This is a genomic window from Aeromonas sp. A35_P, assembly GCF_002259925.1.
GTDB classification, from domain to species: Bacteria; Pseudomonadota; Gammaproteobacteria; order Enterobacterales; family Aeromonadaceae; genus Aeromonas; species Aeromonas dhakensis.
In genome coordinates this window covers 48,172-68,424 of the sequence record NZ_NEVB01000209.1, presented here as the reverse complement: position 1 = coordinate 68,424, position 20,253 = coordinate 48,172, and the positions used below count along the sequence as shown (strand labels likewise).

General features: G+C 62.7%; 16 protein-coding genes and 1 pseudogene. 11 read left to right on the top strand and 6 right to left on the bottom strand.

Features of this window, described 5'->3' with window-relative positions; genetic code table 11:
* Positions 1–71 precede the first annotated feature (71 nt).
* From CAK78_RS15650 to CAK78_RS15635, 4 genes and pseudogenes are all read left to right on the top strand, one after another.
* The gene (locus CAK78_RS15650) at positions 72–1,022 is read left to right on the top strand and encodes an IS1595 family transposase (protein ID WP_094697266.1); all 951 of its coding nucleotides are present in this window, start codon (positions 72–74) and stop codon (positions 1,020–1,022) included.
* A gap of 203 nt (positions 1,023–1,225) precedes the next feature.
* Positions 1,226–3,774: pseudogene (gene mprF / locus CAK78_RS15645) on the top strand (bifunctional lysylphosphatidylglycerol flippase/synthetase MprF).
* Positions 3,775–3,783: 9 nt separating this feature from the next.
* Positions 3,784–4,470, top strand: a complete 687-nt coding sequence (locus CAK78_RS15640) for an AcvB/VirJ family lysyl-phosphatidylglycerol hydrolase (RefSeq protein ID WP_094697879.1) — start codon at positions 3,784–3,786, stop codon at positions 4,468–4,470.
* A gap of 155 nt (positions 4,471–4,625) precedes the next feature.
* Positions 4,626–6,185, top strand: a complete 1,560-nt coding sequence (locus CAK78_RS15635; protein ID WP_094697878.1) for a methyl-accepting chemotaxis protein — start codon at positions 4,626–4,628, stop codon at positions 6,183–6,185.
* 63 nt (positions 6,186–6,248) lie between these two features.
* Here CAK78_RS15635 and CAK78_RS15630 read toward each other — a convergent pair whose 3' ends face one another.
* Entirely contained in the window at positions 6,249–7,832 is a 1,584-nt protein-coding gene (locus CAK78_RS15630) for a GGDEF domain-containing protein (RefSeq protein WP_094697877.1), read from the bottom strand.
* Positions 7,833–7,918: 86 nt separating this feature from the next.
* Here CAK78_RS15630 and CAK78_RS15625 point away from each other — a divergent pair, with 86 nt between their 5' ends.
* From CAK78_RS15625 to maiA, 6 genes are all read left to right on the top strand, one after another.
* Positions 7,919–8,578, top strand: a complete 660-nt coding sequence (locus CAK78_RS15625) for a TIGR01621 family pseudouridine synthase (RefSeq protein WP_094697876.1) — start codon at positions 7,919–7,921, stop codon at positions 8,576–8,578.
* Entirely contained in the window at positions 8,575–9,243 is a 669-nt protein-coding gene (locus tag CAK78_RS15620) for an HAD family hydrolase (RefSeq protein ID WP_094697875.1), read from the top strand. The genes CAK78_RS15625 and CAK78_RS15620 overlap by 4 nt, the downstream gene beginning before the upstream one ends.
* Before the next feature lie 237 nt (positions 9,244–9,480).
* The gene (gene hppD, locus CAK78_RS15615) at positions 9,481–10,578 is read left to right on the top strand and encodes a 4-hydroxyphenylpyruvate dioxygenase (protein WP_017408053.1); all 1,098 of its coding nucleotides are present in this window, start codon (positions 9,481–9,483) and stop codon (positions 10,576–10,578) included.
* A gap of 47 nt (positions 10,579–10,625) precedes the next feature.
* Positions 10,626–11,786: a homogentisate 1,2-dioxygenase gene (locus CAK78_RS15610; RefSeq protein WP_005302352.1), complete on the top strand. Its 1,161-nt coding sequence runs from the start codon at positions 10,626–10,628 to the stop codon at positions 11,784–11,786.
* 11 nt (positions 11,787–11,797) lie between these two features.
* Entirely contained in the window at positions 11,798–12,796 is a 999-nt protein-coding gene (locus tag CAK78_RS15605; protein WP_094697874.1) for a fumarylacetoacetate hydrolase family protein, read from the top strand.
* A 73-nt stretch (positions 12,797–12,869) separates the two neighbouring features.
* Positions 12,870–13,508 (top strand): maleylacetoacetate isomerase, encoded by a 639-nt coding sequence (gene maiA / locus CAK78_RS15600; protein ID WP_176452818.1) that lies wholly within the window; start codon positions 12,870–12,872, stop codon positions 13,506–13,508.
* Positions 13,509–13,589: 81 nt separating this feature from the next.
* Here the strand turns inward: maiA and CAK78_RS15595 are convergent, their stop codons facing one another.
* The 5 genes from CAK78_RS15595 to CAK78_RS15575 form a co-directional block, all read right to left on the bottom strand.
* The gene (locus CAK78_RS15595; protein WP_094697872.1) at positions 13,590–14,090 is read right to left on the bottom strand and encodes a thioredoxin family protein; all 501 of its coding nucleotides are present in this window, start codon (positions 14,088–14,090) and stop codon (positions 13,590–13,592) included.
* 178 nt (positions 14,091–14,268) lie between these two features.
* Complete coding sequence (asnB, locus tag CAK78_RS15590) at positions 14,269–15,933, bottom strand: asparagine synthase B (RefSeq protein WP_094697871.1); 1,665 nt, start codon at positions 15,931–15,933, stop codon at positions 14,269–14,271.
* A gap of 206 nt (positions 15,934–16,139) precedes the next feature.
* Entirely contained in the window at positions 16,140–16,505 is a 366-nt protein-coding gene (locus CAK78_RS15585; RefSeq protein WP_094697870.1) for a cupin domain-containing protein, read from the bottom strand.
* Positions 16,506–16,630: 125 nt separating this feature from the next.
* Positions 16,631–18,205: a cation:proton antiporter family protein gene (locus CAK78_RS15580; RefSeq protein WP_094697869.1), complete on the bottom strand. Its 1,575-nt coding sequence runs from the start codon at positions 18,203–18,205 to the stop codon at positions 16,631–16,633.
* A 56-nt stretch (positions 18,206–18,261) separates the two neighbouring features.
* Positions 18,262–19,011, bottom strand: a complete 750-nt coding sequence (locus tag CAK78_RS15575) for an HAD-IIA family hydrolase (RefSeq protein WP_005302324.1) — start codon at positions 19,009–19,011, stop codon at positions 18,262–18,264.
* A 212-nt stretch (positions 19,012–19,223) separates the two neighbouring features.
* On the opposite strand from CAK78_RS15575, the gene CAK78_RS15570 reads away from it, so the two are divergent.
* Positions 19,224–20,243 carry an adenosine deaminase gene (locus tag CAK78_RS15570; protein ID WP_094697868.1) on the top strand — a complete coding sequence of 340 codons (1,020 nt, stop codon included), beginning with the start codon at positions 19,224–19,226 and terminating at the stop codon, positions 20,241–20,243.
* Positions 20,244–20,253: the final 10 nt, after the last annotated feature.

Genomic DNA, 20,253 nt, shown 5'->3' with positions numbered 1-20,253 from the left:
CCTGATTACCCATGATTAGCAGTCACCCCGAACTATACTGATCTTATGCACAGTTATCGAGGAGCGAGATCATGGCCAAAAGCAAAGTCCAATTCCAGAAAGGCTACAGCCTGTTTGAGCTTCTCAAGGACTATGGCACTGAAGCTCAGTGCGAAAACGCGTTGTTCACTTGGCGTTTTCCTCACGGCTTTGTCTGCCCTGAATGTGCCAACAAGACCTGTTGTCACCTGAAAAGTCGGCCACGCGTGCTGCAATGCAATCACTGCCATCACCAGATGTCATTGACTGGGAACACTATTTTCGCAAACACCAAGCTCCCGCTGACCAAGTGGTTTCTGGCGATGCACCTGTTGTCACAAACCAAAACAGGTTTGTCAGCGATGGAGCTAAAGCGCCAGTTGGGCGTCAAATATGACACCGCCTGGATGCTCAAGCACAAGCTGCTGCAAGCCATGAAAGAGTCCGATGACAAGCAGCCCATCAGCGGCATCATTCAGCTCGATGATGTCTACTGGGGTGGCGAGCACCGTGGTGGCAAACGGGGTCGGGGCGCGGCAGGCAAGACGCCATTTGTGGCAGCAGTGGCCCTGAACAAGGAAGGGCATCCAATCAAGATGCGGATGACGGTGGTCGATGGTTTCAAAACCAAGTCCATTGCTGATTGGGCAAAACGGCATGTTGCCAGTGGTAGCGCGGTGATATCCGATGGATTGGCCTGTTTCAGGGCGGTGAAGGAGGCCAATTGTGAGCACCTGGGTGTTGTCACCGGGGGCAACCTTGACTTGCTGGATCATCCGGCATTCAACTGGGTAAACACGATGATAGGGAATGTGAAGAACTCGCTGCGGGGCAGTTGCCATACGCTCGGAGCGAAGCATTTACCGAGACATCTTGCTGAATACTGCTTCCGGTTTAATCATCGTTTTGACCTCAAAAGCATGTTGGTTGAATTGGGGCATGCAGTCGTGGCAAGCCCTCCGATGCCATATCGGCTCTTGAAGCTGGCTGAGGGTCATGGGTAATCAGGAAGTGGGATGCCATGCTGGGGCGCGCTGGTTTGCCGGACGAACAAGCGTCACGCTCACCTTCCCGCTCGCCCGTTATGGCGCATCACACAGCATTCAAAGAGCAAGGGGCGAGGACGTGCCAGGGGCACTGTCCGCCTCGGTGCAATGTTCAGCAACATGACGCAGGCAGCCATCAGCCGCGTCGGTAGGGATTGGCAATGCGGCGTCATCTGTTTATCTGGTTAGGCCCGTTATGTAGCTTGTTGTTGTTGGGGGCGGCGCTGGTCGTCCTCTATCGTCTGACCCACCTCTGGCACTGGCACGACATCCGGCTGGCCATCTGGTCTTTGCCGCTGCCGCTGTTAGGTGGTGCCCTGTTGCTGACCCTGCTCAGCTATGGCTGTCTCTGCTGCTACGACATGCTGGCGGTGCACGCCCTCGGCAAGCGGCTGCCCTGGCAGCAGGTGGGGGTCACCTCGTTTATCGCCTACACCTTCTCCAATACCCTGGGTTTCGCCCTGCTGACCGGCTCGTCGGTGCGCTATCGCATCTACTCGGCCCTCGGGCTCAACACCGGGGAGGTGGCCAGGATCATCCTCTTCTGCTCGGTGACCTTCTTCCTCGGCCTGCTGGCCTGGGGGGGCTCGGCCCTGCTGGTGGGGCAGGCCACCACTCTGCTGCCGGACTGGCCGCTGTGGGCCGATCAGCTGCTCAACCTGGCGGGGGGGCTGGCACTCTTGGCGGTGCTTGGCTACCTGTTCTGGCCAAAGCCCGTGCTGGTCTGGCGCGGCCACGAGCTGGTGCTGCCGGTATTCAGAACCCGGTTGCTGCAACTGCTGGTGGCACTGCTGGACTGGATGGCCGCTGCAGCCGTGCTCTATGTGCTGCTGCCGGCGGACAGCGTCTCCTATCCGGTGCTGCTCAGTGCCTTCGTGCTGGCCAGCTTCCTCGGGGTGCTGGCCCATGTGCCAGGCGGGATCGGGGTGTTCGAGGCGAGCATGAGCCTGCTGCTGGCCAAGTACCTGCCGGTGGACAAGCTCTTGGCCTCCCTGCTGCTCTATCGCTGCATCTACTATGTGCTGCCTTTCCTGTGCGCCTTACTGTTGTTCACCAGCCAGGAGCTGCTGCAGCAGAAGGCGCGCTGGAGCCGGCTGCAGGGCATCATGACCGCGGTGTGGGAGTTCCTGCCGGCGCTGATCAGCCTGGGGGCGTTCGCGGCGGGCAGCCTGCTGCTCTGCTCGGGGATGATCCCCACCATGCGCGGGCGCATCGAGATGTTCCTGCAGGTATTGCCGCTGCACCTGCTGGAGCTCTCCCATGTGCTTGGCAGCGTCAGCGGCGTGCTGCTGATCCTGCTGGCCCGCAGCCTCTACCGGCGCCACGATGCGGCGTTTCGCATCACCCAGCTGCTGCTGGGGTTGGGGATGATCTTCTCCCTGCTCAAGGGGTTCGACTGGGAGTCGGCCCTGCTGCTCGGGCTGTTCCTGCTCATTATCACCCCCTGCCGCTCGCTATTTTATCGCAAGGGCTCCCTGCTGCACGCCCAGTTTACCCCAGGCTGGCTCATCTCGGTGGGGGCCGTGCTGCTGGGGGCGCTCTGGCTGCTGCTCTTCTCCTATCGCCAGGTGGAGTATGACCATGCCCTCTGGTTCCACTTCTCGCCCCATGGCGCCGCCTCCCGCGGGCTACGGGCCATGGGCAGCGTGGTGGCGGTACTGGCGGTGGTGGGGGTGGCCCAGCTGCTGGCGCCGCTGCGGGTCTCCGGGCGCAAGCCGGAGCCGGAGGAGCTGGCCCGTGCCCATGCCCTGGTGCTGCGCGAGGGGGGCGGTCACGGTTACCTGGCCCAGCTTGGCGACAAGTCGCTGCTGTTTCATCCCGGCGGCGAGGCGTTTTTGATGTACGGCGTCGAGGGCAATGGCTGGATCGTGATGGGGGATCCCATCGGTCAGCCTGAGCTTATCGAGGAGCTGCTCTGGCAGTTTCGCGAGCTGTGCGACCAGCACGATGCCAGCCCGGTGTTCTACCAGGTGTCGGCCCGCTACCTGCCGCTCTACCTGGAGCTGGGCCTGATCCCGTTCAAGCTGGGGGAGGAAGCCATCGTCGATCTGGCGGCCTTCGAGCTGGCTGGCAGCCGGCTGCGCAACCTGCGCCAGAGCCACGCCAAGGGCAAGCGGGAGGGGTTGTCGTTCGAGGTGGTGGCGCCTGAATGCGTACCTGCACTGTTGCCACGCCTCAAGGAGGTGTCGGACACCTGGCTGCAGAGCAAACAGGGCAAGGAGAAAGGCTTCTCGGTGGGCAGTTTCGAGCCGGCCTACCTCAGCCTGAGCCCGGCCGCCCTGGTGCGTCACGAGGGGCAGATCGTCGGTTTTGCCAACCTCTGGTCAGCGACAACAAGGAGAGCCTCTCCATCGATCTGATGCGCTACAGCCTGGACACGGGCACGGCCCCTATCATGGATTTCCTGTTCGTCGAGCTGCTGCTGTGGGGCAAGGGCGAGGGCTACGCCAGCTTCAACCTCGGCATGGCGCCCATGTCTGGCTTCAACGATCACCCCCTGAGCGGTTACTGGACCAAGCTTGGCAACACCATCTTCACCCGGGGCAGCCGTTTCTACAATTTTCAGGGGCTCAGGCGCTACAAGGAGAAGTTCTCGCCGGACTGGGAGCCGCGCTACCTGCTCTGCGCCAGCAAGCTGGTGTTGCCGCGGGTGCTGACCAACCTGATCTCCCTGATCAGCCGAGGCCCGTTCGGGCTCATCAAAAAGTAGGAGTCGTTCATGAGGATCCTGTTATTGCTGCTGGCGTGCTGCGCCTTCTCGCTCTCGGCCGCGCCGGTGAAAGAAGATCTCGGGCTGGTGGAGCTGCCGGTGGCGCAAGCCTCGAGTGCCCCCATGGTGGTGTTTCTGAGTGGTGATGGCGGCTGGGCCGCGCTGGACAAGGGGCTCAGCGCCCAGTTGCAGCAGCACGGCATGCCGGTGGTGGGCTGGAGCTCGCTCACCTACTACTGGAAGAAGAAGGATCCAGAGCAGGTTACCGCCGATCTGGTGCGGATCCTGGACGATTACCAGTCCCGCTGGGGGCGCCAGCGCTGGCTGCTGGTGGGTTTCTCCTTCGGGGCGGAGATCGTGCCCTTCGTCATCAACCGGCTGCCCGAACCCTACCGCAAGAGCCTGGTCGGGGCCGTGATGCTCTCCCCCTCGACCGCCTCCGACTTCGAGATCCACGTCAGCGACATAGTGACCCGCGACAAGGCGGGCAGCTATCCCACCCAGCCAGAGGTCAACGCCATTCACTCCCTGCCGATGCTCTGCCTGCAGGGGGCGGATGACGACTCGCCGGTACGGCTCTGCCCCCACTTGCAGCAGCCCAACGTGACTACTGTGATCCTGCCAGGTGCCCACCATTTCGAGGATGACTACCCTGTGCTGTTCAAGGCCATCGCCAGCCATCTTAACCTGCAGTAAGTGTGCGCGCGGGCAAAAAACTTGATGTAAATCAAAGATTATTCTCTGCCAGGCCGGATTGTACCAAACCGGCCTGTTTCTTTTTGATTTCGCCTTTACAGCTGTGGATTGCTTCCCAACACTCTATTGAGAAATAAAACAGTAGAGGGGGCTGCATGCGCGAACAAATAGCTCATCTAGTTGATCAGGAAGTGGATTTCGCCGCTGATGAACAGCTGGTGTCCACCACGGATCTGCGGGGCGTGATCACTTACGCCAATGACAACTTCTGCCGGGTTGCCGGTTACAGCCGGGCCGAGCTGGTAGGGCAGCACCACAACATGGTGCGCCACCCCGACATGCCCAAGGCGGCATTTGCCGACCTGTGGGGCAAGCTCAAGCAAGGCCAGCCATGGCGCGGCATGGTGAAGAACCGCTGCCAGGATGGTCGCTACTACTGGGTGGATGCCTATGTCACCCCTATCTTCGAGCAGGGCAAGATCAGCGGCTACCAGTCGGTGCGCTGCCGCGCCGATCCGCAGATGAAGCAGATCGCCGCTCGCACCTATGCGCGGCTGCGGGCGGCGGAGCAGGGAGGCGGCAGGCCCAGGCTCTCGTTGGCGCGGCTGCGTCACGGGGTGGCGGTGGCCGGGCTGCTGGCACTGGGTTGGCTCGGCACAGTAGAACTGGGCGGCTGGGCCGCTCTTTACATGGCGCTGCCGCTTATCTTGCTGGGGCTGCTCTATCGCCACGAGCTCATCACCACCCCCCGTTACTTGCAGCAACTGGCCGGCGAGTATGACAGCCTGACCCGCCTCATCTACTCGGGGCAGGAGCCGAGCGCCATCGCCGACTTTCACATCAAGCTGCTGCAGGCCCGCATCCGCACCGTGCTTGGCCGGGTGGACGACGCCACGCACTCGCTGCAGGATCTGGCGGTACACCTGAAGAGCGCCTCCAGCGAGGCGAGCTCGGACATTGCCGAGCAGGATGCCCAGACCCAGCAGATGGCGACCGCCATCACCGAGATGGCGAGCACGGCGCAGGAGATCGCCCGCAACATCCAGGAGACCAACAGCCAGATTGCCGAGGCCAAGGCTCATTGCCAGCACACGGATCAGCAGTTGCTCGAGACCGAGCACAAGATCACCGAGCTGGCGAAGGAGGCGGAGCACGCCTTTGCCTCGGCGGTGGCGCTGGCCAGCGAGTCGGATCGCATCGGGGTGCTGATGGGGGAGATCCAGGGCATTGCCGATCAGACCAACCTGCTGGCGCTCAACGCCGCCATCGAGGCGGCGCGGGCCGGCGAGCAGGGGCGCGGCTTTGCGGTGGTGGCGGACGAGGTGCGCACCCTGTCTACCCGCACCCACAAGGCCACCGAACAGATCCAGGGCAGTATCGGCCAGATCCAGCGCACCCTGAACGGCTGGAAGGGGATGATGCAGAACAACCTGCAACAGACTCAGGCCTGCGTGGAGATGACCCGGATGGGGTCGGATAGCCTGCATCAGGTGCTGGCGGAGATCGAGCTGGTGATGGACTTCTCGGCCCAGATCTCGGCGGCGGCGGCGGCGGAGCAGCAGCAGGCGGTGGTGGAGGACATCAGCCAGAACGTCAACCTCATCTCGCAGCACTCCCACGCCAACAGCAACAAGATGCAGGACGTGGACGAGTCGAGCGAGATCCTGCTGACCAAGGCCAGACAGCTCAAATCCCTGGGGCAGACCTTCGGTTAGCCCTCGCTGACATCCATACAACAAGGCCACCTGCGGGTGGCCTTGTGCTGTCTGGCGTGTCGATCAGGCAGTGGCCTGGCTCAGCGGGTTTCCCTTGTCGTGGTACATGGCGCGATCGGCCTGGATCAACCACTGCTCGGGACGCCAGCCCGGCTGGTACTGGCTGATGCCGACGCTGATGCCGACCGCCAGCGGGATCCCTTCTACCTCGAACGGCGGCTGCATGGTGGCCCTGATCTGCTCGGCGATGGCGTCGGCCTGCGCCTGATCATGGCCCGGCAACAGCAACACGAACTCGTCGCCGGCCAGCCTGGCAAAGAAGTGCAGTGGCCCGAGGCTGCGGCTGATCCGCTCCGCCAGCTGGCAGAGGAGGGCATCGCCGTGGCTGTGGCCGAAGTCGTCATTGACCTGCTTGAAGTCGTTGAGATCGCAAAACAGCAGGCAGCCTGGCGCCGGCCCCTTGATCTGGGCTGCGAGCCGCTCCATCAGGCTCAGCCGGTTGGGCAGGTTGGTGAGGGGGTCGCGGCGGGCCAACTGCCAGATCTCCTCCTCCCGCTGACGGCGCAGGGCAATTTCGCGGTTGAGCCGCTGGTTGCACATCAATAGATAGAGGGCCAGCAGCAGGATCAGCACGCTGGCCGCCAAGCTCAGCAGGAACCAGGGGCGCCAGAAGATCCACTGCTCGGAGGGGGCCTGGTAGAGAAAGTCGCTCAAGGAGACCGGCTTTGGCACCAACCCGATCTCCACCAGCTGCTGCATGATATGGGCCATGCGGTCCGGATTCATATACCCGATCTCCACATAGAGCGGCTGGATCATCTCCTTGCTCACCTGCAGCTCGTACTCCATGTGGGCCTGACTGCGGTTGACGCCATACTCCTTGCGCAGCAGGGCGATGGCTTCCTGCGGGTGGGCCAGGGCATAACGCCAGCCGGCCAGGCTCGCGGCACGAAAGCGGGCCACCCGATCCGGATGGGCGTGCTCCTGGGCCTGGGTGGTGAACAGGATGTCGCTGTAAAAATCGATGCCGTAGTTGCGCGGATTGATGACGGAGACGGGAATGCCGCGCTCTTCCAGATAGAAGGGCTCGTTGCTGAGGTAGGCGTTGAAGATGTCGACCCGCCCCTCGACGAGATCTTCGATGTTGACCGAGGTGGGCAGCGGGATGAGCTGACGCTCGCTCAGCCCCTGATAGAAGAGGGTGGCCAGCAGTTCGGCGTCCTGATGGGCCGAAAACATCATGATCCGTTTGCCACGCATGTCGTCAACGGTGAGAATGCCGCTGTCACGGCGGGCCAGAAAGATGGACGGCGAGTGCTGATAGACGCTGGCGAGCGCCAGTAGCGGTTTGCCATTGGCGTAGCTGGTCAGCACTTCGGTGTTACCGACCCCGAAGTCGGCCCGCCCGCTCAGCACTTCTGCTACCGGGCTGATGTCTTTGCCGCCGGGCCGTATCTCGACGTCCAGCCCGGCACTGGCATAGAAGCCCTTGGCCTTGGCCATGTGATAGCCAACGAACTGGGGCTGGTGCAGCCAGCGCAACTGGAGCACTACTCGCTCCGGGGCCTCAAGGGGGGATTCGCTGGCCCGCAGGGGAACAGCATGGCTGATACCGATCAGCAGCAGCCAAAGCAAGCATCTCTTCATCCGTGCGAGTCTTGTTCTGAGTGTTCATGGGGTGCGACCCCGCAGGGTCATCTTCTTGTAATTAAAAACATTCTAAAGGGTTATTGATGTACCGGATACTAGCGCAGCACAAAGATTTCATGGTTATCAACAAGGGACCCGGGCTCGGCATGCACGACGAGACCGACGAGTCCGGTCTGCTCCATCCTGGCCTGGTCAGCCGGGTCAAGGCGGACACGGGTCTGCAGCTCTATCCAGCGCATCGGCTCGACAAGATGACCTCCGGGCTGGTGCTCCTGGCGCGCACTACCGAGGCCAACCGGGCCCTCAGCATGGCCTTTGCCGCGCGGGAGGTGAGCAAGCAGTATCTGGCCCTCTCCGATCGCAAGCCGAAGAAGAAGCAGGGCTGGGTGAAGGGGGACATGCAAAAGGGGCGGGGGGGCAGCTGGATGCTGACCCGCACACTCGACAACCCCGCCATCAGCTGGTTCGACTCCGTCTCGGTGCGCGAGGGGCTGCGCCTTTATCGCATCAAGCCTCAGACCGGCAAGACCCACCAGATCCGGGTGGCCTTGAAGAGCGTGGGGGCGCCGATCCTCGGGGATGAGCGCTACGGCGGCACGGCGGCCGATCGCGGCTATCTGCACGCCTGGCGCCTCGCCTTCACCCTGGCGGGGGAGGCGTTCGACTTTGTCTGTCCGCCCGACGAAGGCGCGCTGTTTGTGCTGCCCGAGCTGTATACAGCCATCGCGGGGCTTGCCGAATGATGGGGACAACAGTGCCAGTCGCACCGGATCTGCCCGTCAGCGGCTGGATCCTGGCCGATTTTGACGACACCCTGGCGCCGGATGACAGCCATGCCGGGCTGCTGCGTTTCATCCTGCGCCGCCGGATCTGGCCGCTACTGCTGTGGCCTGTGATGGCGCTGGGGGGGCTGGTCTATCTGCTGCCAAGCCAGCGCAGGCGCGGCATTTCACTGATCTGGTGGGCCATCACCCTGGGGCTCTCGCCGCTGGCGTGGCGCCGCCTGGTGCGGGCCTATTGCCGCACCCGACCTGGGCTGTTTCAGGAGGCGCGCGCCCTGCTGCTGGCCGAAGGGCTGCGCTGCTGGGTGCTCTCCGCCAGCCCCCGCGCCCTGGTGCGGGGTCAGCTCCATCAGCAGCTGCCCGGCCAACTGCCCCATCGTATTCTGGGCTCGCGGATGCACTATCGCCTCGGCGGCCTGATGCCACGTTTTTACTGTCACGGCCGCCACAAGATCCTGCCCGGGATCCAGGCCCTCAGCGCCACCCTGGCCCTGAGCGACAGCCTGCACGACTTGCCACTGCTGGCAGAGGGGCAGGCGGCCTGGCTCATCAACCCCACCCCGGCGCGGCTGCAACAAGCGCGGCAGTCACTGCCCCGCATCGAGCCCAGATACTGGTCCCTGTAAGGCAAAACTGACAGCCTTGTGGGCCGCCACCGAGCGCGCCACAAGGCTGCGCCCTCAATGTCACAATCTATTTACATCTTTTGGGCGTCTCCCCCGTCAAACTATCTGAACGCCGCCTCTTTTCTTCCGCTACGCCCCTGCCTCTAATGAAACAAGTTGTTAACAATGCCGGTGGCAGCTGCCCGCAGCGCCCCGGTGTGACCCGTTTCGTTATCAGTCAATCGCAAGGAGCGCATCATGACGACCACTTCTTCTGCCCGTACTCACACCATCAACCCGCTCGGCACCGATGGTTTCGAATTCGTCGAGTACACGGCGCCCGATGCCAAGGGCATTGCCGCCCTCAAGGCGCTGTTCGTCTCGCTGGGCTTTGCCGAGGTGGCGCAGCACAAGCACAAGCAGTGCTGGCTCTACCGCCAGGGCGACATCAACTTCGTGGTCAATGCCGAGCCCCACTCCCAGGCCGAGCAGTTTGCCAGCCTGCACGGGCCGAGCGTCTGCGGCATGGCGTTTCGGGTGAGCGATGCAGGCAAGGCCCAGCAGTACGCCATCGGCAAGGGTGCCAAGCCGTTCGTCGGCAAGATTGGCCCCATGGAGCTCAACATCCCCGCCATCTACGGCATCGGCGAGAGCACCCTCTCTTTCGTCGACCGCTACGGCGACAAGGGCTCCATCTATGACGTGGATTTTGTCTTCTATCCCGACTGGCAGGCGCGCATGGCCGAGGTGGATGCAGGTCTTTACGAGATTGACCACCTGACCCACAACGTGCAGCGCGGCAACATGGATGTCTGGTCCAATTTCTACGAGCGGATCGGCAACTTCCGCGAAATCCGCTACTTCGACATCGAGGGCAAGCTGACCGGGCTCCATTCTCGCGCCATGACGGCACCCTGCGGCAAAATTCGCATCCCCATCAACGAATCCTCCGACGACAAGTCCCAGATCGAGGAGTACCTGCGCCAGTACAAGGGGGAGGGGATCCAGCACATCGCCATGGCGTCGAGCGACATCTACCACACCATCCGTACCCTGCGCGGCCGTGGCACCGGCTTCATGCCGACCCCGGACACCTACTACGAGAAGGTGGACAGCCGGGTCGAGGGGCATCAGGAGGATCTGGCGGCGCTCAAAGAGCTGCGCATTCTCATCGACGGCTCTCCCACCAAGGACGGCATCCTGCTGCAGATCTTCACCGATACCGTGATCGGCCCGGTGTTCTTCGAGATCATCCAGCGCAAGGGCAACGAAGGCTTTGGCGAGGGCAACTTCCAGGCACTGTTCGAATCCATCGAGCTGGATCAGATCCGTCGCGGGGTGCTCAATGATGCGTAACGAAAGCCGCCACGTGCAGGTTGTCGGTCAGGCAAGGGAGGTTGGCAATGCGTAACTGGATTAACTTTCCCCACCGGGAGGGGACCCACTCCCGCCAGGCTCATGCCGACCTGCCCGAGCAGGCCATCTATGAGCGTGAACTGGGCCGCTCCGGCTTTTTCGGGCCGGCCACCCACATGCACCACAAGCATGCCCCCACCGACTGGATCAACTGGGAGGGGCCGCTGCGCCCGCGCCTGTTCGATCTCAACGCCCTCGGCGAGGAGGTGAGCTCCCTCTCCCCCTGGGTGATGCCGGATATTCTGAGCAATCCCCACTGCCGTTACCGCATCTGGCGTCTGCATGAGCCCATGCCGTTCCTGGTGCGCAACGCCGATGGCGACGAGCTCCTGTTCATCCACGAGGGGAGCGGCGAGTTTTACTGCGATTACGGTCACCTGACCCTGCGCGATGGCGACTACCTGGTGATCCCCCGCGGCACCATGTGGCGCATCGAGCCGACGGCGCCCCTGTTCATCCTGATGATCGAGGCGACCAACGACAGCTACCAGCTGCCGGACAAGGGGCTGGTGGGCAATCACGCCATCTTCGACCCGGCGGCGCTGGACGTGCCGGCCATCAACGAGCGCTTCCTGGCCCAGCAGGATGAGAATCCCTGGTCGCTGCAGGTCAAGCGGCACAACCAGGTGTCGGTCATCACCTGGCCGTTCAATCCGCTGGATGCGCAAGGGTGGCACGGGGATCTCTGCGTGGTGCGCCTCAACTGGCGAGATATCCGCCCGCTGATGAGCCACCGCTATCACCTGCCACCGTCGGCTCACTCCACCTTCGTGGCGAGCCGGTTCGTGGTCTGCACCTTCGTGCCGCGCCCCATCGAGAGCGATCCCGGCGCCCTCAAGGTGCCCTTCTACCACAGCAATGACGACTACGACGAGGTGCTCTTCTATCACGCCGGGGATTTCTTCAGTCGGGACAACATAGAGCGGGGTATGGTCACCTTCCATCCCGCCGGATTTACCCACGGTCCCCATCCCAAGGCGTTTGCGGCGGGTCAGGCCTACGCCAAGAAGTTCACCGACGAGGTGGCGGTGATGCTGGATACCCGCGATGCACTCAACGTCGGCAGCCTGTGTGACGGGGTGGAGAACCCGCGTTACGTCACCAGCTGGTTGCGCCCGGAACTCACACCCGCCACCAACGGCAAATAAAAGGAATCCCTATGAAACTGGCAACCCTGAACAATGGCAAACGGGACGGCGCCCTAGTGGTGGTGAGTCGCGATCTGAGCCGCGCGGTGCGCGTGCCGCACCTTGCTGCTACCCTGCAGGCGGCCCTCGACGAGTGGGCCGAGCTTGCGCCCAAGCTGACCGCCGTCTATCAGCAGCTCAACGATGGCGCCAGCCCTGACGCCTTCCCGTTCGACGAGACGGTCTGTCTCTCCCCGCTGCCGCGCGCCTACCAGTGGGCCGACGGCAGCGCCTACGTCAACCACGTGGAGCTGGTGCGCAAGGCGCGCGGCGCCGAAATGCCGGAAAGCTTCTGGCACGATCTCCTGATGTATCAGGGGGGCTCGGACAGCTTCCTGCCGCCCCGTGGCACCATCCCGATGGGGTCGGAGGAGTGGGGCATCGATTTCGAGTCGGAGATCGCCGTCATCACCGACGACGTGCCGATGGGCACCAGCCCGCAGGCCGCCGCCGGTCACATCAAGCTGTTGATGCTGGTCAACGACGTGAGCCTGCGCAACCTCATCCCGGGTGAGCTTGCCAAGGGCTTTGGCTTCTTTCAGTCCAAGCCCTCCAGCAGCTTCTCGCCGCTGGCCATCACCCCGGACGAGCTGGGAGATGACTGGCGCGACGGCAAGGTGCATCTGCCCCTCGAGACCCACCTCAACGGCGCCCTGTTCGGGGCCCCCGATGCCGGGGTGGACATGACCTTCAACTTTTATGAGCTGATCGCCCACGCCGCCAAGACCCGGCCCCTCGGGGCGGGCTGCATCATCGGCTCGGGCACCGTCTCCAACTACGACAGAAGTCGCGGCTCATCCTGCCTCGCCGAGCTGCGAATGCTGGAAATTATCGAGTCAGGTCAAGCCACTACACCCTTTCTGCGCTTTGGTGATACAGTGTCCATCGCGATGCAGGATCGCAACGGGATGAGTCTGTTTGGCACCATTTTGCAGCGGGTCACGCCGGCAGAGGCCAGTCAGACGAAGTGAAGGGGGCGGCATGGGCACGTGGCCGACGGGTGAGCGGCAGGTGTCCATGCACCTGTCAACACAGGGACAAAGTATGTTGCAGTTGTTTGGATATTGGCGTTCATCGGCAAGTTATCGGGTACGGATCGTGATGCAGCTCAAGGGGCTCGACTACGAGCAGCATCCGGTCAATCTGCGGCAGGGCGAGCAGCGCGAGAAGGCCTATCGCCGGCTCAATCCCCAGGGGCTGGTGCCGTTTCTGGTGGATGGTGAGGTGCAGGTGGGGCAGTCGGTGGCCATCATGGAGTACCTCGACGAAACCTACCCCGCTCACCCGCTGATGCCGTCCGCCCCCGAGGAGCGGGCCCGGGTACGCCAGATCGTCAACATGATCGCCTGCGACATCCATCCCCTCAACAACCTGCGGGTGCTCAATTACCTGGGAGAGCATCTCAGGGCGGGTAAGGAGCAGGAAGCGGCCTGGTATCGCCACTGGATTGACGAAACCTTCAGCGCGCTGGAGCAGCTGTTGATGACCACCGCCGGCATCTATTGCGTCGGCAACGAGGTGACCCTGGCGGACTGCATGCTGGTGCCCCAGGTCTACAACGCCCGTCGCTACGACATGTCGCTGGAAGACTATCCCACCATCAACCGCATCGTCGCCAACTGCGAGCAGTTGCAGGCCTTTATCAAGGCCGCCCCCGCCAATCAGCAGGATGCCCAGCCCTGAAGCTGCGCCTTCCTGCCAGGTTCCAATTATCGAGCCCCGCACCGTCAGCCGACCGTGCGGGGCTTTCATATCAGGGGCTCGCTAGCCGCGGGTGGGCTTGGGCTGGAAGAAGGCGATGAACTTGCCGAATTTCTCCCCGTCGTAGCTGTCACCCTTCTCCAGCAGCCCGGTGTTGAAGGATTCGAGCAGCTTGCCCTTGCCATCCAGCACGTAGAAGTGGGGCACCCCCAGGTACTCGGGATAATCTTTGAGGAAGGATTCGTTCTTGTTCTGCTTGCTGACGTTCACCTTGACCACCACGAAGGTGCGGTTGAACTGGCCGGCGAGTTTGGGCTCCCGGTCCAGAAAGTGGTTCATCTCCTGGCACCAGCTGCACCACTCGCCGCCCACCAGCAGCAGGACTTTCTTGCCCTCGGCACTGGCCTTGGTGGTGGCGGCGGCGAGATCGCGGGCCGGGTCCCGCTGCTCGTCATAGCCCTGGCTGTAATCGGGCAGGGTCTGGCTCCAGAGGTGGTCGGCGCTGTACGCCTCGCCATGAAACAGGGCGGTGCCAAGCACCAGCGGCAATAGCAGTCGGTTCATCACGTGCTCCTTGTGTCGTTGTGGTTGCTTCCAAGCCGCAACAATGTGACACGAGCGAGCCCGGTCGCCAAGGGCGAGATGGGCCCTTGTTATGCAAAAAGCGGGAATGGGTCGGCGGGAAAAACAAAGCCCCTCGCAGGAGGGGCTTGGCATTGAGGCAAGGGAGGACGCCAGCAGATCAGTAACCCTGCTGGTGGACATCCATCACGGCGCGACCGGACGGGTCGGCCATCTCCTTGAACTTGGCATCCCACTCCAGCGCGGTCGGGGTGGAGCAGGCGACCGACTTGCCATAGGGCACGGTGCGGGCGGCGGACTCCAGCGGGAAGTGCTCGTCAAAGATGGCGCGGTAGTAGTAGGCCTCCTTGGTAAGCGGGGTGTTGACGGGGAAGCGGAAGGCTGCCGCCTCGAACATCTGATCCGTCACTTCCTGCTCGACCATGGCTTTCAGGCTGTCGATCCACGAATAGCCTACGCCATCGGAGAACTGTTCTTTCTGGCGCCATGCCACTTCATGGGGCAGCAGATCCTCGAACGCTTCGCGCAGGATGTGCTTCTCGATCTTGCCCTTGCCGCACATCTTGTCGGCAGGTTGCAGACGCATCGCCACGTCCATGAACTCCTTGTCGAGGAAGGGCACGCGACCCTCGACCCCCCAGGCGGCCATCGACTTGTTGGCGCGCAGGCAGTCATAGAGGTGCAAAGAGGCGAGCTTGCGCACGTTCTCTTCGTGGAACTCGCGGGCGTTGGGCGCCTTGTGGAAGTAAAGGTAGCCGCCGAACAGCTCGTCGGAGCCTTCGCCGGAGAGCACCATCTTGATCCCCATCGCCTTGATGTAGCGGGCCATCAGATACATGGGCGTGGAGGCTCGGATGGTGGTGACGTCATAGGTCTCGAGGTGATAGATGACGTCCCGCAGGGCATCCAGCCCCTCCTGCACGGTGAAGTGGATCTGGTGGTGGATGGTGCCCAAATGATCGGCGACCTTCTGGGCGGCGGCGAGATCCGGCGAGCCTTCCAGACCCACGGCGAAGGAGTGCAGCTGGGGCCACCAGGCCTCGCTCTTGCCATCGTCTTCAACCCGACGGGCGGCATAGAGCTTGGTGATGGCGGAGATGACGGAGGAATCCAGCCCGCCGGAGAGCAGCACGCCGTAGGGCACGTCGCACATCAGCTGACGCTTGACCGCCGCTTCCAGAGCGGCTTTCAGCTCGGCCTTGTCGCTGACGTTGTGCTCGACCGCGCCGTACTCCATCCAGTCGCGTTTGTACCAAGTTTTAAGCTCGCCATCCTTGCTCCACAGATAGTGTCCCGGCGGGAAGGTTTCGACGCTCTTGCAGACCGGTACCAGCGCCTTCATCTCGGAGGCGACGTAGAAGTTGCCGTGCTCGTCGCGACCGGTGTAGAGGGGGATGATCCCCATGTGGTCGCGACCGATGAGATACGCATCCTGCTCTGCGTCATAGAGGATGAAGGCGAAGATGCCGTTCAGGTCATCCAGGAAGGCGGGGCCCTTCTCCTTGTAGAGGGCCAGCAGCACCTCGCAGTCGGAGTGGGTCTGGAACTGGAAGTCGACCTTGAGGTTCTTCTCCAGCTCTTTGTGGTTGTAAATCTCGCCGTTGACGGCCAGCACATGGGTGCGCTCGGGGTTGTAGAGCGGCTGGGCGCCGTTGCCAGGATCGACGATGGCCAGGCGCTCGTGCACCAGTATGGCTTTGTCGGAGCTGTAGACGCCGGACCAGTCAGGACCGCGGTGACGCAATCGCTTGGACATCTCCAGCGCCGATTTGCGCAGGGCGGCCGCATCGGATTTGATGTCCAGAATGCCGAAAATAGAACACATTGGCGGTAATCCTCTTGATTTTTATATGAGCCCCCCACGTTCGGGCTCGAAATTCCATTTACATTCCTCGCCAATCACAATGCCTAGTGCAAAAACCTTTTGCAAGCGGGAAAACCGCAGAAAATCATGCCGTAAGCGTCAAGCCGACAGAGGAGTGCGGCGACCCGTCCGGCCGCCGGAAAAAAGAGAAGAGGTTGACGTGAACGTCAGCTGGCTGGTTCGAAGATCACATAGAGCTTGCGGCAGGGGGTGAGGGTCTCCCACTCGCCGACAAAGCCGGCGGGGATGACGAACTGATCGCCGGGCTTGAGGGGCAGCCTGCCGCCCTGGCCGTCGTGGATCACCGCCTCGCCCTCCAGCAGCTGGCAGTATTCATGCTCGGTGTAGTGAATGGCCCAGCGCCCCGGCTCACAGCTCCAGAAGCCCACGTGGAACTGCTGGCTCGGATCCGAGTAGTGGTTCCACACCGTCTGGCGTGGGTTGCCGGCGCGCAGGCGCTCGGGGGCGGGCATCAGCGGGGTGGGGGCCACCTCGTGGCTGCTGAGCAGGATCCAGTCGTTGAGGGTCTTCATGCTGCCTCCTTGGCAAGGGATAAAAAACGGGGCCATCCAGGCCCCGTGATTGTTCGTTTTATTAAACGAGGTTGTGCATAACGTAAACGATAGCACCCTCCTTGCCAAGGGGCTGCTCCCGCCCGTCAGCGTGGTTGCAGCCGCTTGATGACGTGACGGGCGAAACCGCTGCCCGCTTCGTCGTAGACGTTGAACACCGCATCCACCCCTTGCTCTCTCAGGGAGGCGATGTCGTCCTCGAAGCGGACGATGGCGGCAATCTTGCCGGCAAAGCCGTGGCTGCGCAGCTTCTCGATGGCGTAGAGGTTGCCCGAGTGGTGAGGCATGGCCAGCAGCACCAGGTTGACCTGGTTGGAGAGCAGCACCTTGTCCCAGAAGTCGGTATCGGTGGCGTCCCCCTCGATGACGTTCATCCCCTGGGCGCGCAGGGTGGGCAGCTTGTCGCTGTCGTTTTCCACCCCGAGGATCACGGTGCCGTACTTGTTCTCCAGCTCGAAGTAGGCCCCCTGGCCGATCCGCCCCATGCCGAGGATGATCACCTCTGCATCGCCGAGCTCGATGGGCCTGTCCTCCGGGTGCAGGGTGGTGGCCTGCATGCCACGCAGCCAGTTGCCGAGCCGATGGTAAATTCGCTCGCTCTGGCCGTTGAGGGGGGCCGAGATCATGAAGCTGGCTGCCAGCGCCAGAGAGAGCGCAACCAGCCACTCGTGGGAGATCCAGCCCGCCTTGGCAGCGATGGCCGCGACGATGAGGCCGAACTCCGAGAAGTTGGTGAGCGCCAGGGTGGAGAGCAGGGCGGTGCGCACCCGCAGGTGGGCGCCGCTGTAGACCAGGTAGTAGAGCGCGCTCTTGAGCGGCAGGGCCAGCACCAGTGCCAGCGCCAACAACATAGTGTCGTGGGTCGGCAGGCCGTTGAGGCCGATGGTGAGAAAGAAGCAGATGAGAAACAGGTCTTTGAGGTTAAAGAGCGACTTGGCCAGTCCCGCGGAGGCGGGGTGGGAGGCGATCAGCATGCCGATGATGAGTGCCCCCAGATCCGGTTTGAGCCCCACCACCTCGAAGCCGGCGGCCCCCACCACCAGTGCCAGGAAGATCCCGAACAGCACCTGCAGCTCGCCGTGACCGGCCCGCTCCAGCAGTTTCAGCAGCAAGGGGCGCAGCAGCGGCAGGCCCAGGATCCAGAGCGCCCAGATGCTGGGCCACTCGCCGCTGGAGACCGCCAGGAAGGCCACCGCGAACAAATCCTGCATCACCAGCACGCCGATGGCGAGGCGGGCATAGAGGGCGTTCATGTCGCTGCGCTCCTCCAGCACCTTGACCGCAAACACGGTACTGGAGAAGGAGAGGGCAAAGCCCAGCAGCAGCGCCAGCTGCCAGTCGAGCGACATGGCCAGCGCCAGTCCGAGCCCTTTGCACACCAGCAGCACCACGGTAAACAGCAGGGTGGAGAGCAGCAGGTGCAGGCTGGTGGTGCCCCAGACGTCACGCCGCATCAGGATCTTGACGTTGAGCTTGAGGCCGATGGTGAACAGCAGCAGGGTGACGCCGAGATCGGCCACTTCGCTGAGGGCCGGGGTGTTGTGATAGCCCATGGCGTTGAGGATGAAGCCGGCGGCCAGAAAGCCCAGCAGGGGCGGCAGACCGATGAGGTTGACCAGCATGCCGCAGCCGAAGGCCACGGCGATAAGAATGGGTTCCATGTTGTTTCCTGCGAGGGCAGGGCCTGCCTGCCCTCTTCTCTATCCTGGGTAGCGGGTCAGACGATGTCGATGTCCACTACTGAGTCGAAGATGTGGTTCGGCCGAAACGGCATGCGGTCGATGTCGGCCACCTTGCTCACCCCGGAGAGCACCAGCACCGTCTCGAGGCCGGCCTGGAAGCCAGCCAGAATGTCGGTGCGCAGGTTGTCGCCGATGATGATGGTGTCGTCGGAGTGGGCCTCCATCCGGTTGAGCGCCGCGCGGATGATCCAGGCGCTCGGTTTGCCGACGTAGAAGGGCTTCTTGCCGGTCATCCGCTCGATGGGGGCGCACAGGGCGCCGCAGGCCGGGTGCATCATGGGGCCGTGGGTATCCGGGTTGGTGGCGATGAAGCGGGCACCCTGATCGACGAACTTGGCCCCCAGCTGCATCATGGTCCAGTTGTAGTTGCGGGTCTCGCCCACCACCACGAAGTCGGGGTCGATGTCGGTGATGGTGAAACCGGCCTTGTAGAGCTCGTGGGTCAGTGCCCCTTCGCCGATCACATAGGCCTTCTTGCCGTCCTGACGCTTGAGAAAGTCGGCGGTACCCATGGCAGAGGTGTAGAAGCACTCCTCCGGCACCTCGATCCCGGCGGAGCGGAAGCGGTTTTGCAGATCTTTCTGGGTCTGGGCCGGGTAGTTGGTCAGAAACAGCAGCTTGCTGCCCTGCTCCAGCAGGCGGTGGACGAAGCGGTCGGCGCCCGGCACCAGATCGTTGTTGTGCAGGATGACGCCGTCGATGTCGCAGATGACGCTTTTCTTCATGGGGACTCCTTGTGTAGGCGCAAGAGGCGGCGGAAAGTTGCGCCAACTCTCAAGATCTTCAAATAGTTATGTTGTTTTTGTGACGCCATTATAAGTCTGTTTGATGACAAGTCTCCCCCATAAACAGAGATAGGTGCACAATGAATTGCAGGGGAGGGAGCCGCTCTGCCACTGGCGGGTCCCGCTGTCTGTGCACTGATGGAGCCGTCATCATGGATAACTTTATTGCCGGTCTGCCCAAGCTGGAGCTGCACCTCCATATCGAAGGCTCGCTCGAGCCGGAACTGATGTTTGCCCTGGGCCAGCGCAACGGCGTGGCCCTGCCCTGGCCAGATGTGGCCAGCGTGCGCGCCGCCTACGAGTTCGACTGCCTGCAATCCTTCCTCGATCTTTACTACCTGGGGGCCAGCGTACTGGTTACCGAGCAGGACTTCTTCGATCTCACCTGGGCCTATCTCGCGCGCTGCGCCGCCGACAAGGTGGTGCACGTGGAGATCTTCTTTGACCCCCAGACCCACACCGCCCGTGGCATTCCCTTTGCCACCGTGCTGGGCGGCATCGAGCGGGCGCTGCAGCGCGGGGAGAAAGAGTTTGGCATCAGCTGGCGGCTCATCATGAGCTTCTTGCGCCACCTGAGCGAAGAGGAGGCCTTCGCCACGTTGGCAGAGGCAGAGCCCTTCCTGTCGCGCATTCATGGCATCGGCCTCGACTCGGGGGAGCTCGGCAACCCGCCCGGCAAGTTTGCCCGGGTCTTTGCCCGCTGCCGCGAGCTGGGGTTGCCTGTGGTGGCCCATGCCGGCGAGGAGGGGCCGGCGGACTACATCTGGCAGGCCATCCGGGAGCTGGAGGTGCGGCGCATCGATCACGGGGTACGCTGCGTCGACGATCCCGAGCTGTTGCGTTATCTCGCCGATACCCGGCTGCCGCTCACCGTCTGCCCCCTCTCCAACACCCGCCTCAAGGTGTTTGACCAGATGGCCCACCACAACGTACTGAATTTGCTGGAGCAAGGGCTGTGCGTCACCATCAACTCGGACGACCCCGCCTATTTCGGCGGTTACATGAACGCCAACTTCCAGGCCCTGGCCCATGAGCTGGGAGCCAGCATGAACCAGCTCTGCCGCTTGTCACTCAATGCCGTCGAGGCGAGCTGGTTGAGCCTGGCCGACAAGGCGCGGCTGACCCGGGAGATCAGAAGCTACGCCGCCTGCTACGGGGTCAGCCTCTACTGAGCGTTGGCTG